Annotated in this window: 10 protein-coding genes; 7 read left to right on the top strand and 3 right to left on the bottom strand. The window is 67.4% G+C overall.

Going from position 1 to position 14,809, the window contains the following annotated elements; all coding sequences use genetic code 11:
- Position 1 precedes the first annotated feature (1 nt).
- Positions 2–982: an ABC transporter ATP-binding protein gene (locus EIK80_RS12640; RefSeq protein WP_125157371.1), complete on the bottom strand. Its 981-nt coding sequence runs from the start codon at positions 980–982 to the stop codon at positions 2–4.
- A 122-nt stretch (positions 983–1,104) separates the two neighbouring features.
- Between EIK80_RS12640 and EIK80_RS12635 the strand changes: the two genes are divergently transcribed.
- Both EIK80_RS12635 and EIK80_RS12630 read left to right on the top strand, forming a co-directional pair.
- Entirely contained in the window at positions 1,105–3,414 is a 2,310-nt protein-coding gene (locus tag EIK80_RS12635) for an acyl-CoA dehydrogenase (protein ID WP_125157370.1), read from the top strand.
- A gap of 62 nt (positions 3,415–3,476) precedes the next feature.
- Positions 3,477–4,424 carry a UDP-glucuronic acid decarboxylase family protein gene (locus EIK80_RS12630; RefSeq protein ID WP_125157369.1) on the top strand — a complete coding sequence of 316 codons (948 nt, stop codon included), beginning with the start codon at positions 3,477–3,479 and terminating at the stop codon, positions 4,422–4,424.
- Here the strand turns inward: EIK80_RS12630 and EIK80_RS12625 are convergent.
- Positions 4,421–5,482, bottom strand: coding sequence for a sterol desaturase family protein (locus EIK80_RS12625; RefSeq protein ID WP_125157368.1), 1,062 nt, complete (start codon positions 5,480–5,482; stop codon positions 4,421–4,423). The genes EIK80_RS12630 and EIK80_RS12625 overlap by 4 nt on opposite strands.
- Before the next feature lie 144 nt (positions 5,483–5,626).
- On the opposite strand from EIK80_RS12625, the gene EIK80_RS12620 reads away from it, so the two are divergent.
- The 4 genes from EIK80_RS12620 (at position 5,627) to EIK80_RS12605 (ending at position 13,002) form a co-directional block, all read left to right on the top strand.
- A complete protein-coding gene (locus tag EIK80_RS12620) occupies positions 5,627–7,612 on the top strand; it encodes a TonB-dependent receptor (protein ID WP_125157367.1) in 1,986 nt (661 codons plus the stop codon).
- Positions 7,613–7,695: 83 nt separating this feature from the next.
- Complete coding sequence (locus EIK80_RS12615) at positions 7,696–10,137, top strand: M1 family metallopeptidase (protein ID WP_125157366.1); 2,442 nt, start codon at positions 7,696–7,698, stop codon at positions 10,135–10,137.
- A complete protein-coding gene (locus EIK80_RS12610) occupies positions 10,134–10,658 on the top strand; it encodes a DUF6702 family protein (RefSeq protein ID WP_125157365.1) in 525 nt (174 codons plus the stop codon). Before EIK80_RS12615 ends, EIK80_RS12610 begins: the two co-directional genes overlap by 4 nt.
- Before the next feature lie 97 nt (positions 10,659–10,755).
- Positions 10,756–13,002 (top strand): outer membrane beta-barrel family protein, encoded by a 2,247-nt coding sequence (locus tag EIK80_RS12605; RefSeq protein ID WP_125157364.1) that lies wholly within the window; start codon positions 10,756–10,758, stop codon positions 13,000–13,002.
- A gap of 77 nt (positions 13,003–13,079) precedes the next feature.
- On the opposite strand, the gene EIK80_RS12600 is transcribed toward EIK80_RS12605, so the two are convergent.
- The gene (locus EIK80_RS12600; RefSeq protein ID WP_125157363.1) at positions 13,080–14,486 is read right to left on the bottom strand and encodes a short-chain fatty acyl-CoA regulator family protein; all 1,407 of its coding nucleotides are present in this window, start codon (positions 14,484–14,486) and stop codon (positions 13,080–13,082) included.
- Between the two features lie 185 nt (positions 14,487–14,671).
- On the opposite strand from EIK80_RS12600, the gene EIK80_RS26410 reads away from it, so the two are divergent.
- On the top strand, positions 14,672–14,809 hold a 138-nt coding region (locus EIK80_RS26410), incomplete at its 3' end, for a hypothetical protein (protein WP_199743464.1).

The following is a 14,809-nucleotide window of genomic DNA, read 5'->3' as shown; positions in this document are numbered from 1 at the left end:
TTCAGGCGGCCTCGGCTTGACGGGTTGGGGCAGGCGCGCCGGCCTGCACGAGACGGGTGACGGCGTCCTCCAGCGAGGCGCCGGCGACGGTCAGATCATCGACAGTCTCATCGCGGGCCAGCAGTTCGCGCAGGGTGGCAGGGGCCGAGGGGGTCAGCAGCATGACCCGGCCGCCATCGCGGCTGACGCCGGTGACCCGGGCCAGGTTCGAGAGTTCGGCGTCCGACAGGCGCGTGCGACAGCGAATGGCTACGCCCGAAACGCGGCTCTTGATCGCTTCCGGCGTGCCGTCGGCGATAACCTGGCCGTGGTCGATGACCACGATGCGATCGGCCAGGGCCTCGGCCTCGTCCAGGTGGTGGGTGGTCAGCAGCACGGCCGCGCCCCGGGCGATCTCGGCGCGAACGGCGATCCACAGACCGCGACGGGCGTCGATGTCCATGCCGGTGGTCGGCTCATCCAGCACCAGGAAGTCCGGGCGGCCGGCGATGGCCAGGGCGAACTGCACGCGGCGCTGCTGGCCGCCGGACAGCGCGCCGCATCGACGACGCTCCAGCCCCTCGAGACCGGCCAGACGGAGGGTCTCGTCCAGAGGACGGGGCTGGCGATAGTAGCCCCGGAACAGCTCGACCTGCTCGCGAACCGTCAGGGTGCGCGGCAGACCGGCTTCCTGCAGCATGACCCCCATGCGGCCTCGAGCGGCGACGTCACGCGGGTCGCCGCCGAACAGGCTGGCGGTCCCCGCGTCGGGACGAAGGCGACCTGTCAGCAGGGCGACGCTGGTGCTCTTGCCGGCGCCGTTCGGCCCCAGCAGGGCGACGCACTGACCGGGACGGATGTCGAGATCCAGGCCGTTCAGGGCCAAGGCGGCGCCGCGACGCTTGACCGCTTGGCGCAGCATCGCGATCGGTTCGGAAGGTCTGGATGACATGGGTGGCTCCCTCGTTGTGAAGCCACCATGCCGTCGCCCGACGCGGTCCATCAGTGCCGCGCGTCACGGATGTCGCATGACAAACGTCACCCTTAAGTCATCCAAGGCCGAGTTTTCGCGGAGCCGCCTCGCCGCCCTCGCGTTTTGACAGCGAGTATCCGAGAGGCAGCGTCATGATCAGCTCTTCCTTCCGTCGGGACACCATCACCCGGCCGATCTACCAGTGGGCCAAGGGCGTGCTGCCCGCCCTGTCCGAAACCGAGCGCGACGCGATCGAGGCCGGCGACACCTGGTGGGACGCGAACCTGTTCACCGGCGATCCGGACTGGAACGAGCTGCTCTCCTACCCCAAGCCGATGCTCAGCCCAGAGGAGCAGGCGTTCTTCGATGGCCCCGTGAACACGCTGTGCGCCATGCTCGACGACTGGCGCATGACCTGGGAGACGCGCGATCTGCCGCCCGAGGTCTGGGACTTCCTGAAGCGCGAGAAGTTCTTCGGCATGATCATCCCGAAAGCGTTCGGGGGCCTGGGCTTCTCGGCCTTTGGTCACGCCGAGATCGTCCGCAAGATCGCCACCCGCTCGACCTCGGCGGCGGTGACGGCGATGGTGCCCAATTCGCTCGGCCCGGGCGAGCTGCTGGTGAAGTTCGGGACGAAGGAACAGCAGGACTATTGGCTGCCGCGCCTCGCTGACGGCCGTGAAGTCCCCGCCTTCGGCCTGACCAGCCCCGAGGCCGGCTCCGACGCCGGCGCCATGGTCGACGAGGGCGTGGTCGTTCGCGGAACGTGGAAGGGCGAGAACGTCCTGGGCATCCGCCTGAACTGGCACAAGCGTTACATCACCCTCGGCCCCGTCTGCACGGTGCTGGGCCTGGCCTTCAAGCTGCGCGACCCCGATCGCCTGCTGGGCGGCGAGGAGGACATCGGCATCACCTGCGCCCTGGTGCCGACCGACACGCCGGGGGTCAGTATCGGCCGTCGCCACCTGCCGGCCTTCCAGACCTTCCAGAACGGTCCGAACTGGGGCCAGGACGTCTTCATCCCGCTGGACCTGATCATCGGCGGCGCCGAGCGCGCCGGCCAGGGCTGGAAGATGCTGATGACCGCCCTGGCGGCCGGGCGCGGCATCTCCCTGCCCGCCATGGCCGGCGCGGCGGCCGCCTACAGCGCGCTGACCACCGGCGCCTATGCACGGGTGCGCAGCCAGTTCGGCATCGCCATCGGCAAGTTCGAGGGCGTGCAGGAGCGTCTGGCCCGCATCGCCGGCAACGCCTACCTGGTCGATGGCGCGAGGCGGCTGACCTGCGCGGGCCTGGACCTCGGCAGGCATCCGTCGGTGATCTCGGCGATGATGAAGTCGGGCGCGACCGAGCGGATGCGCGTCGTGGTCAACGACGCCATGGACGTCCACGGCGGCAAGGCGATCATGGAGGGCCCGCGCAACTACATGGGCGGCCAGTACCGCGCCCTGCCGGTCGGCATCACGGTCGAGGGCGCCAACATCCTGACCCGCAGCCTGATGGTGTTCGGCCAGGGCGCGATCCGCGCCCATCCCTACATGCTGAAGGAGATCCTGGCCCTGGGCGATCAGGACGACGCCAGGGGCCTCGCGCAGTTCGACGAGACGTTCTGGAAACATGTCGTCCACGCCCTGCGCAACGGCATCCGCGCCACGGCCCGCGCCTGGACCGACGGCGCCCTGGCGCCCGCGCCGGACGCCAGCCGCGCCGCCCGCTTCTACCGCAAGCTGGGCCGCTACAGCGCCGCCTTCGCCCTCACCTCTGACATCGCCCTGCTGACCCTGGGCGGCGAATTGAAGCGCAAGGAGATGCTGTCGGCGCGTCTGGGCGACATTCTTTCCGAGATGTACTTCCTGTCCGGCGCCCTGAAGCGCTGGGAGGACGACGGCCGACCGGACGCCGACTTCCCGCTGCTGCAATGGTGCGCCGAGACGGCCTTCGCCACGATCGAGCAGCGGCTGGACGAGGTGTTCGCCAACCTGCCCAATCGCCTGGCCGGCTGGCTGCTGCGCGCGGCTGTGCTGCCCTTTGGCGCCCGCCGCCGGGGTCCGTCGGACCACGTCACCCGCGCCTGCGCCGACCTGATCCTGCACCCGTCCGCCACCCGCGACCGCCTGGTCGAGGGCGTTTATGTCGGCGGCAAGGACGAGGCGATCGGTCAGTTGATCGACGCCTTCGAGCGCGTGGTGGCCACCCAGCCGATCCATGACCGCCTGAAGGACCAGGGCGTCCGCCACTGGAAGGACGGCCTGGCCAAGAACCTGCTGACGCCGGATGAGATCTCCGCCCTCGACGCCGCCGACCAGGCGGTGGCGGCCGTCGTCGCGGTCGACGACTTCGCGCCCGACCAACTCTCGCCCCGTCCGGTGGAAACGGCCCAGCCCGCCAAGCGACCAAAGCCCATCGCGGAGCCCTCGGTCGTCACCGAGCCCCGCTCCTTCGGCGAGGGCTCGACGGCCTAGAAAACCGAGCGGTACAACGTCAGGGACGACTCTCCGTGAGTCCCTGAAAGGTCGGCCGGTCCATGCACACGCAGAGAATCCTGGTGACCGGCGGCGCCGGCTTCGTCGGCTCGCACCTGTGCGACCGACTGTTGGAGACCGGGGCCGAAGTGCTCTGCGTGGACAACTACTACACAGGCTCGCGCCAGAACGTGGCCCAGAACCTGACCAATCCGCGCTTCGAGTTGCTACGCCACGACGTGACCATGCCGCTCTATGTCGAGGTCGACCAGATCTACAATCTGGCCTGCCCGGCCAGTCCGGTGCACTACCAGTTCGATCCCGTGCAGACGACCAAAACCAGCGTCCACGGGGCCATCAACATGCTGGGCCTGGCCAAGCGGGTGAAGGCCAAGATCCTGCAGGCCTCGACCTCGGAGGTGTATGGCGACCCGACCATCCACCCGCAGGTCGAGAGCTACTGGGGCAACGTCAATCCGATCGGCATTCGCTCCTGCTACGACGAGGGCAAGCGCTGCGCCGAGACCCTGTTCTTCGACTACTGGCGCCAGCACAGGCTGCGCATCAAGGTGGCGCGGATCTTCAACACCTACGGCCCACGCATGCATCCGAACGACGGGCGCGTGGTGTCCAACTTCATCGTCCAGGCCCTGAAGGGCGAGGACATCACCCTCTATGGCGACGGCGCCCAGACGCGCTCTTTCTGCTATGTCGACGACCTGGTCGACGGCCTGATCCGCCTGATGAACACCGGCGACGAGGTGACCGGCCCGATCAATCTGGGCAACCCGGTCGAGTTCACGATGAAGCAGTTGGCGGAGCTGGTCGTGGAGCTCACGGGCAGCAAGTCGGACCTCGTCCACCGCCCCCTGCCCTCGGACGACCCGCGCCAGCGCCAGCCCGACATCACCCTGGCCAAGCAGGTGCTGGACTGGACCCCGACCGCCCCGCTGAAGGTCGGCCTGATGCGGACGATCGAGTATTTCGACGGACTGCTGAAGGCGGCTTAGCGCTTCCGGCTCAGCCAGCGCAGGTCGGCGTCCGGCCCATCATTGCGGCCGCCGAACCAGCCCGACCAGAAGTGGACATAGTCGCGCAACATGTCGCGCGGCACGAAGAAGCCATGGCTGTAGGGCGTGTCGACGCCGATCGCCAGCTTCGGGTCCGGCTTGTCCTCGTACCAGCTGCCGAACAGGTGGTCCCAGATCGGCGCGATGCCGAAGTGGCCGGTGGGCCGGCTCATGTCCAGCTTGTGGTGCTCGCGGTGATGGTTCGGCGACTGGAGCAGCCAGCGGCCAATCCAGCCCCAGTCGGACTCGATCTTGGAATGGATGATGAAGCCCAGGGCCACGACCAGCACATTGACGTAGATCATCACCTCGCCGGGCGCGCCCAGCACGGCCAACGGCAGGTTGACGACGAAGGTGGCGGTGAAGGTCACCGGATGCTGGCGCACCGAGGTCACCACGCCAAAATCCTCGGCCGAGTGGTGATAACGGTGCAGCGGCCACATGAACTTGGTGTGGTCGATCCGATGGGTCCAGTAGTCGAAGAAGCTGTAGAGCGCGAGATAGAGCGGGAGTTGCAGCGCGAAAGGCAGCGGCGGCGGGCCCAGGTTCACCCCCGTATGGGCGGCGATCGCATCATGCAGCCAAGCCCCCGAGATCATCGAGGCGCCCAGCATCAGCACCCGGCCGACGATGTCGAGCACGTGGCCCTGCCCCAGGATGAAGACCGCCAGGTCGGTGTTCAGCGACGGCGTGCGGGCGAACAGCAGCTGGCGTAGCGAGCTGTCGCGCCAGCCCACCACCACGCACTCGATCCACAGCGCCGTCGGCAGCAGCAAAAAGACCAGGAAGACATTGTTCAGATGGTCGTGAACCGACGCCGTATGCAAGGTCTTGCCCAGGATCGTCAGGCTCAGTTCGGCGGGGATCAGGCGCAGCGACAGCCACCAGGCCGCGCCCGCGACGGCGGCATAGGCCACAAAACCGGCGACCAACGCGGCGCGACCGAGGCCCTGACGCGACGGGGTGTCGACGCCGATCTCGGCGGCGGCTTGCAGCACTGCAGGTTTCAAACGTCCCGTTCCCCTGAACTTTCAGGCGGCCATTCATGACGCGGCGCCGTTAAAACTTGGTGTGGCGGCGCAACGTTCGGTCGAGAACGGGCGGAACTTGTCCAAAGCGTCTCGCTCGCCTAACAGCCGGGCATGGTCCGTTCCGCGTTTCTGATCGCCCTGCTCTCCGTCGCCTCGACGCCGGTTCTCGCCCAGGCCCAGGAGGTCGAGGCGATCTCGGTCTGGGGTCGCCGCGCCAACGACTTCGGCCGCGCGACGTCGGCCAGCGAGGGCCGCATCGCCTACGCCGACTTCGCCGTGCGTCCGCTGCTGCGCCCGGGCGAGTTGATCGAAGCCGTGCCCGGCCTGGCCGCCACCCAGCATTCGGGCGCAGGCAAGGCCAACCAGTATTTCCTGCGCGGCTTCAACCTTGACCACGGCACGGACCTGTCGGCCTCGCTGGACGGCGTGCCGCTGAACCTGCCCAGCCACGGTCACGGCCAGGGTTATCTCGACCTCAATGTCCTAACGCCGGAGTTCGTCCACGACATCGGCTTCAAGAAGGGACCCTATTCCGCCGAGAACGGCGACTTCGCCACCGCCGGCGCCGTCGCCTTCGAGACCGCCGACCACCTGCACGGCGACGGGCTGCAGGCCTGGGTCGGCGAGAACGACTACTACCGCGCCGTAGGCTCCAAGGCCCTGAGCCAGAACGTACTGGTCGCCGCCGACGTCTCGACCGCGCGCGGCGCCTGGTCGACGCCGGAGGACCTGAAGAAGATCAACCTCCTCGGGCGCGCCCTCGTCGGGGGCTGGTCGATCACCACCCTGGCCTACGACGCCGACTGGAACGCCACCGACCAGATCCCGCGCCGCGCGGTCGAGGATGGGCGGCTGGGCTATCTCGACGCGGTCGACAAGACCGATGGCGGGAACACCTCGCGCTACATCCTGTCCGCCCGCCGCCGCGACCTGCTGCGCGGCCTGGACAGCGTGCTCTATGTCCAGCGCTACAGGCTCGATCTCTATTCGAACTTCACCTACTTCCTCGACGACCCGGTCCATGGCGACCAGTTCGAGCAGGTCGACCGGCGCTGGATCTATGGCGGCGCGCTGACCAAGCGCTGGAGCCTGGGCGACGGCTGGAGCGCCCGCACCGGCGCCTCGGTCCGCATCGACGACATCGGCAAGGTCGGCCTCTACCGCACCACCGCCCGCATCCGTCGCGAGACGGTGCGCCAAGACGCGTTGACCGAATGGTCGACGGCCCTGTGGGGCGAGACCTCTCGATCCTTCGGCAAGCTGGACGCCACCTTCGGCCTGCGCGCCGACGCCATGGGCGCGGACGTCAAGGCCGGCGATCCCCGCAACGCCGGCGACGTCAGCGACCTGCTGGTCAGTCCCAAGCTGGCCCTGGCCTGGCGCCTTTCGAAGACCTTCGAGCTCTACGCCGACGCCGGACGCGGCTTCCATTCCAACGATGCTCGCGGGGCGGTGATCACGGTCGATCCGGTCACCGGCGATCCGGCCGAGCACGCGCCGCTGTTGTCGCCGTCCGACGGCGCTGAGCTGGGTCTGCGCTGGAAGCACGACGGCCTGACCCTGACGGCGGCCGCCTGGGCGCTGCGCGTCGATTCAGAGCTGGTCTATGTCGGCGACGCCGGCTTTACCGAGGCCGCCGGCGCGACCCGACGCAAGGGGATCGAGCTGTTGGCCGACTGGCGACCAACCGCGCGTCTGAACCTGACGGCGTCGTACGCCGGAACCCACGCCCGCTTCACGAATGGCGACCGCATCCCCAACGCCGTCGGTTCGGTGCTCAGCGCCGGCGCCAGCTGGAAGCTGGGCCAGGCCTCGACCCTCTCTCTGACCTGGCGCCGCCTCGGCGCCGCGCCGCTGATCGAGGACAATTCCGTGCGCTCGCGGCCGACCAGCTTGGTCAACGCGCTGTTCGTTCAGGATTTCGGCAAGGCCAGCCTGATGGTCGAGGTTCTGAACCTGACCAACAGCAAGAAAGACGACATCGCCTATGCCTATGCCTCGCGTCTGCCCGGCGAGCCGGCGGATGGCGTGGAGGATATCCACTTCCACCCGGTCGAGCCCCGCACGGTCCGCGCCGGCATCAAGATAAATTTCTGACACATTCACGCGAAAATGGGGTGATTTTCGCCCGAGCCCTGGCAAGGTCTCCGCGGGGTTTTGTCAGGGTTCTGAGGGGCTGAATGTCCAAGCGTTCTATTCGCTACGTCGTGGCTGGCGTGCTCGCCGCCGCGCTTGCTTCCACGTCGTTCGTTTCTGGCGCTCACGCCGACGCCATCAAGCAGACCAAGGCGCCGTTCGACGACAAGTTCCGCCAGCTCGAGGGCGAGGACTGGCCGACGCCGACCGACTACCGCAACGCTGCGGGCGCGCCGGGCTATCGCTACTGGCAGCAGAAGGTCGACTACGATGTCGCCGTTCGCCTGAACGAAGACACCAAGCTGCTGACCGGCAAGGAGACGATCACCTATAAGAACAACTCGCCGGACAGCCTGCCCTATCTGTGGCTGTTGCTGGACCAGGACTACAAGCGCGACTCGATCAGCAAGCTCACCGAGACCGTCTCGGGCGACTCCATCAGCCTGGGCCAGGTGCGCCGCATTCAGCGCATGAAGGAATGGGAAGGCGGCTTCACCATCAAGTCGGTGAAGGACGCCTCGGGCCGTCCGCTGAAGTTCACCGTCGTCGACACCCTGCTGCGCGTCGACCTGCCCACCGCCGTGCGCGGCAATGGCGGCGAGACCAAGATCACCATCGAATGGTCGCTGCCCATGGTCGAGAACAAGGTCGTCGGCGGCCGCAGCGGCTATGAGTGCTTCACCGGCAAGGGCGAGGACGGCAACTGCATCTACGAGGGCGCCCAGTGGTTCCCGCGTCTGGCCGTCTATTCGGACTATGAAGGCTGGCACAACAAGGCCTTCCTGGGCTCGGGCGAATTCACGCTTGAGTTCGGCGACTACCGCGTCGCCCTGACCGTGCCGTCCGACCACGTGGTTTCGGCCACCGGCGTGCTGCAGAACCCCGCCGCCGTGCTCAGCCCCGCCCAGCGCGACCGCCTGACCAAGGCCCGCACCGCCGCCGAACCGGTCTATGTCGTCACCCCTGAGGAGGCCCTCGCCGCCGAGAAGGGCAAGGCCACGACCGAGAAGACCTGGGTGTTTTCGGCCAGCAACGTCCGCGACTTCGGCTGGGCCAGCTCGCGCAAGTTCGTCTGGGACGCCCTGGGCGTGAAGCAGGAGGGCGACGCCGCCCATCCGGTGGTCATGGCCATGTCGTTCTTCCCGAAGGAAGCGCGCCCGCTGTGGGACGCCTATTCGACCAAGTCGATCGCTCACACCCTGAAGGTCTATTCGGACTTCACCTTCTCCTATCCCTACCCGGTGGCCCAGTCGGTCAACGGCCCGGTCGGCGGGATGGAATATCCGATGATCTCCTTCAACGGCCCGCGGCCGACGAAGGACAAGAAGACCGGTGCCCTCACCTATACCGAACGCGCCAAATACGGCCTGATCGGCGTGGTCATCCACGAAGTGGGCCACAACTACTTCCCGATGATCGTCAATTCGGACGAGCGCCAGTGGACCTGGATGGACGAGGGCCTCAACAGCTTCCTCGAGTTCCAGGCCGAGGTGCAGTGGGACAAGAAGTTCCCGTCGCGGCGCGGCGAGCCCAAGGACATCGTCGAGTACATGGTCAGCCAGGACCAGGTGCCGCTGATGACCCAGTCGGACTCGGTCATCCAGTTCGGTCCGAACGGCTACTCCAAGCCCGCCACCGCCCTGGTCATCCTGCGCGAGACGGTGATGGGCCGCGAACTCTTCGACCGCGCGTTCAAGGAGTACGCCACCCGCTGGCGCTTCAAGCACCCGACGCCGTACGACTTCTTCCGCACCATGGAAGAGTCGTCGGGCATCGATCTCGACTGGTTCTGGCGCGGCTGGTTCTACTCGACCGACCACGTCGACATCTCGCTGGACAAGATCGTCAAGGCCCGCCTCGACAGCGGCGATCCGGACGCCGAAGCCGCCGTCCGCAAGGCTCGCCAGGGCACGGAGCCGGAATCGCGCACGGCCGCCAACAACAAGGCGCCGACGGTCATCGATCGCGACCCCAAGGTCCGCGACTTCTATGACCAGACCGACGAGTTCACCGTGTTCGAAAGCGCCCGCAAGAAGGCCAAGTCGGCCCGCGAGGACATGACTCCGGAAGAGCTGGCCGCCCAGGACTTCAAGGACAACCTCTACCGCTTCACCTTCCGCAACATCGGCGGCCTGGTGATGCCGGTGATCCTGAAAATGGACTTCACCGACGGCACGACGGAAACGGTCCGTATCCCGGCCGAAATCTGGCGCAAGAATTCCAAGCAGGTCACGTGGCAATACGTGTCCGGCAAGGAGCTGAAGGGCGCCGAACTCGACCCGCTGTGGGAAACCGCCGACGCCGATCGCGGCAACAACGTCTATGACGGCGCCATCACGCCGACGACGCTGAAGATCATGAAGTTCCCGGACGCGTCGAACCGGATGAAGGACGCCAATCTGAAGGTGGAACCCGGCGGTCTGGGCACCTTCCCGGCCCCCGATCCGAAGAAGGACGGCGACAAGAAGGACGAAGGTCCGAAGTGATAGCGCGCGCGGTCGCCCTTATCGCGGCGGCGGGCCTCGCGCTCGCCCCGCTCCCGGCGGCCGCGCATCGCGGCCACGGCGCGCTGAGCGTCGTGGAGATCGACGCCAAGACCGGCGCGGTCAGGGTCAGCCATCGGATTCCGGCGCACGACGCCGAACCGGCCCTGGCCCTGATCGCCCCGGACGCCCAGGCCAGCCTCGACGATCCCGAGGCGGTCGAGGCCCTCAAGACCTACATGCTCGAACACTTCGGCGTCGCCGTGAACGAAGCGCCGATCGCTCTCACGCTTAAGGACATGACCCTCGGGGCGGACGAGGTCCGCTTCGAATATGCCGGCAAGATCGCGCCGGCCGACGTAGCCGCGGCCGTGACCGTCAAGGCCGCCATGTTCGCCGACGTCTATGGCGACGAGGTCAATCAGGTGAACATCCGTCGCCTCGGCGTGACCCGCACCCTGGTGTTCAACGGCGCCGAAGCAGCCCTCCCCCAGACGCTGGATGCGGTCGACGCGGCCAACTGAGGCCTGACATGACAAACGTCACCTCGCGCGCCTGACGCCCGGCACTGCAACGCTTTGAGTCGTTCCGGCAGGGTCCTCGCGACAGAGGAGACCTTCCATGACCTTCACGACCCGCCGCGCCGCCCTTCTGGCCGCCACGGGACTGGCCGCGATCAGCGCTTCCGCGCTGGCGACCGACGCCTTCGCCCAGACTCCGCCCACGGCGACGACGCCCGCTCCGGCCAAGAAGGAGCAATCGACCCAGGTCCAGGGCGTGACCATCACCGCCCCCTCGGCCCAGGACATCAAGACCGCGATCGACCGCCGCAGCTACAGCCTGGGCAAGGACCTGCAGGCGACGACCGGCTCGGTCGCCGACGTGCTGCGCAACGTCCCCTCGGTGCAGGTCGACGTGCAGGGCAATGTCAGCCTGCGCGGCGATCCCAATGTCACCATCATGATCGACGGCAAGCCTTCCGGCATGTTCCGAGGCGACAATCGCGGCCAGGTGCTGCAGCAGATCCCCGCCAGCCAGTTCGAGCGCGTCGAAGTGATGACCACCCCCTCGGCCGCCTTCAGCCCCGAGGGCTCGGCCGGGATCATCAACCTCGTCACCAAGCAGCAGCGCGGCGTCGGCACGACCGGTTCGGTCCGCGCCAACATGGGCACCGAAGGCCGCAAGAACGCCAGCATCAGCCTGGCCCGCAACACCAAGCGGCTGACCCTCTCGGCCGACGCCGGCTGGCGGCGCGACAAGGCCAAGGGGCGCATCCAGGACGATCGCTCGCGCCTGGATCCCGTCACCGGCCGCTACGCCGACAGCCATCAGAAGGTGGGCTTCAACAGCCACGGCCAGTCGCATAACGCCCGCGCCGGCGTCGACTATGACCTCGACAAACAGACCCGCCTCAGCGCCGAGGCCCGCTACACCGACACCTCCTACGACTCCAAGGCCGGCTCGTCCTACGAGGGCAAGGACGTCAACGGGGCGCCCATCGTTCGCTACCAGCGCCTCAGCGACGGCCACATGAAGAAGTCGGCCGCGGGCCTGACCGGCGACCTGCGCCGGAAGTTCTCCGGCGACGAGCACGAATTCACGCTGCACACCAGCGTCGAGCGCACCCGTGACCGCCAGATCACCGACGCCAACGGCTTCAACCAGCTGCCGGCCGTCTCGAACTATGTCGAACACGTCAGCATCGGCGACGAACTGGTCCAGAGCCGCCTGAAGGCCGAATACAAGCGCCCCCTGGCCGGCGGCGCCAAGCTTGTGGCGGGCTACGAGCTGCAGGTCGACAACAACGACTATGACAACTACGGGGCCCGCGGCCCGACGGGCGCCGCCCTGGTCGTCGATCCGGCCCTGACCAACCAGTTCAAGTACGATCAGGTCGTCCACGCGGTCTACGCCACGGTAAGCCGGCCGATCGGCGACCTGACCATCATGCCGGGCCTGCGGATCGAGGAGGTCACGGTCGACACCAACCAGGTCACGTCGAACCTGAAGGACAGCTACGACTACCTGCGCGCCTATCCCTCGCTGCACGTGCAGTACAAGCTCGACGACACACGCCAGGTCAACGCCAGCTATAGCCGCCGCATCCAGCGCCCGACGGCTCAGGACCTGAACCCGTATCGGATCTATCAGGACCCCTATAACTACCGTCAGGGCGACCCGCGCCTGAAGCCGCAGACCACGGACGCGTTCGAGGTCGGCTACCAGCTGCGCAAGGGCTACAACTACTACCAGGGTACGCTCTACTATCGCGAGGCCCGCGACGGCGTCACCGACGTGATCCGCGACATCGGCGACGGCGTGCTGCTGACCACCAAGGCCAACCTGGCCAAGAGCCGCAGCGGCGGCCTGGAACTGGTGGCCAACGCCCGCCTGACGCCCAAGATCTCGTACACGATCAGCGGCAACGCCTTCTGGAACCAGATCGGCGCCACCGACCTCGGCTTCCCCGACAAGCGCTCGGCCTGGACCGTCTCGGGCTACGCGGCCCTGAACGTCCAGGCCACGCCCAAGGATTTCCTGCAGATCAGCGGCTTCGCCACGGGCAAGCGCCTGACGCCGCAAGGCTACAAGGAACCGACCGGCATGTTGCTGCTGGGCTATCGCCACAAGTTCAACGACCGCGTCTTGGGCGTGGTGACGGTGCAGGACGCGCTGAAGACCTTCGGCGACAAGCTGGTCATCGACACGCCGGCCCTGAAGGACCGCCGCGCCCTCGACCTGGACCTGCGGGCCATATTCGTCGGCGTCACCTACAATTTCGGCGGAACCGGCGCTCCCGACCCGCGCCGCCGCCGCGAACCGGCCTTCGACTTCCAGACCAGCCCGGGCGGCGTCGGACCGATGTAACCTCTCGCCCCCTCCATCCTGGAGGATAAGTCAGCCGCCCCCTCGACGAAGCCCGTCGCGGAGGGCGGCCCGTCCGCTCACTTCAGCGAGAAGGGCACCCAGCGGCGGTCGTTCTCGAGAACCTCGAAAGCCCGATCGACCGGCGGAAACGCGCGCTGCGCACAATCGGTCCGCTCGCAGATCCGGCAACTGACGCCGATCGGCGCCGAGGGGCCCGTCAGGTCCAGGCCGTCGGCATAGACCAGCTGATCGGCGTACTGCGCCTCGCACCCCAGACCCAGAGCGTAGCGGCGATCGGCCTGCAGATAGGCGCCGGACGACTTCACCACGCCCTTGGCGACGCAGACATAGCGCAGCCCGTCCGGCATCTCGGCCAGTTGCACCATCCAGGCGTCGGGCCGGCTGAAGGCGTCATGGACGTTCCACATCGGACAGGTCCCGCCGAACCGGGCGAACTGAAAGCGGGTGGCGCTGTGGCGCTTGGTGATGTTACCCGCGCGGTCCAGCCGCACGAAGTAGAACGGCACGCCCCGCGCGCCCGGCCGCTGAAGGGTGCTGAGGCGATGAAACACCTGCTCCAGGCTCGTCTGGAAGATGAGGCTCAGTTGTTCGACATCGTGGCGCTCGCGCCGCGCGGCCTCGCGGAAGCGACCATAGGGCAATAGCAGCGCGCCCGCGGCATAGTTCAGCAGCCCGGTGCGGCAGACCCGGGCGGCGCTCTCGCTGCGGAACGACGCGGCCTTCAGCTCGGCTTCGACGACATCCGCCAGGGTCATGGCCGCGATCTGGTAGGCCATCTGGAAACTGCGCGTCGCCGCTGGCTGCGCCGCGCCCAGCAGCAACCGCCCTGTCTCCGGCTCGAACCGGCGCAGGAGGTCGAACTCGCGCGAGCGCTCCACCGTCACGCCCAGGCGCTGGGCCAGATGACGCTCCAGGGTCCGCTCGCCGTCGCCCTCCTCCAGGCCCAGCTCACCGGCCAGGGCTTCGGCGGCGACATCCAGGGCGTGAACGTAATTGTCCTTGTAGTGGAAGAAGTCGCGCACCTCCTCATAGGGAAGCAGGGCGCTGGCGACGACACGCTCATCCAGCGACACGGCCTCCTCGGTCTGCTTCAGGCGCTCGTCCAGCTGTCTGTAGGCGCGATGCAGCGCCAGATAGGTCCGCGCGAACTGCGGGGCGTTGGTCACGACCTGCTTGATCTCGCCCAGGCCCGGCGGGTCGCCGCCGCTGACCGGATCGGCGACCGCTTCGCGCAGGTCGGCGATCAGACGCTGATCATCGGCGGCGTCCAGGGCCGTGGCGTCGACCTCGAACACGCGCATGGCGTCGATCAGCACCCGCGCCGTGACCGGCCGTTGATTGGCTTCAATCTGGGAAAGGTAGCTTGGCGACAGACCCAGCCGGATGGCGCAGGTCTCCAGCGTCCAGGCCCGCGCCTGGCGCAGCAGCCTCAGCCGAGGACCGATGAAGAGCTTCTCACGCACCTTCGCAACTTTGCAACTTTGCAGAATTCGCCATCACAGCCCCTCCGCCAACGCCCGAAACTATGAGGGTCAGTCTGGACGACTTTCTCAACTTCGCCAAATTGCAATCTGTGAATGGCCTCGCCGCTCACGTCTCGGTCGCACCTTCCCGCCAGAGGCGACCATCTTCCTTCTCGGGGTGCAAGTTGCAGCACATTCTTGAAATTCTCGACCGTCGTCGCGAGCAGGCCAGGGCTGGCGGCGGGGAGGCGCGGGTGGCCGCCCAGCACGCCAAGGGCAAGCTGACGGCGCGCGAGCGGATCGACTTGCTGCTGGACGAGGGC

The sequence above is a fragment of the Caulobacter sp. 602-1 genome (assembly GCF_003931565.1).
Classification (GTDB): Bacteria; Pseudomonadota; Alphaproteobacteria; order Caulobacterales; family Caulobacteraceae; genus Caulobacter.
The sequence above is the reverse complement of the archived record's forward strand: the minus strand, read 5'-3'. Positions and strand labels throughout refer to the sequence as shown.

Coding starts and splice junctions, on each gene's coding strand:
- EIK80_RS12640 (WP_125157371.1), bottom strand. CDS start 982: ATGGACCGCGTCGGGCGACGGCATGGTGGCTTCACAACGAGGGAGCCA.
- EIK80_RS12635 (WP_125157370.1), top strand. CDS start 1,105: ATGATCAGCTCTTCCTTCCGTCGGGACACCATCACCCGGCCGATCTAC.
- EIK80_RS12630 (WP_125157369.1), top strand. CDS start 3,477: ATGCACACGCAGAGAATCCTGGTGACCGGCGGCGCCGGCTTCGTCGGC.
- EIK80_RS12620 (WP_125157367.1), top strand. CDS start 5,627: ATGGTCCGTTCCGCGTTTCTGATCGCCCTGCTCTCCGTCGCCTCGACG.
- EIK80_RS12615 (WP_125157366.1), top strand. CDS start 7,696: ATGTCCAAGCGTTCTATTCGCTACGTCGTGGCTGGCGTGCTCGCCGCC.
- EIK80_RS12605 (WP_125157364.1), top strand. CDS start 10,756: ATGACCTTCACGACCCGCCGCGCCGCCCTTCTGGCCGCCACGGGACTG.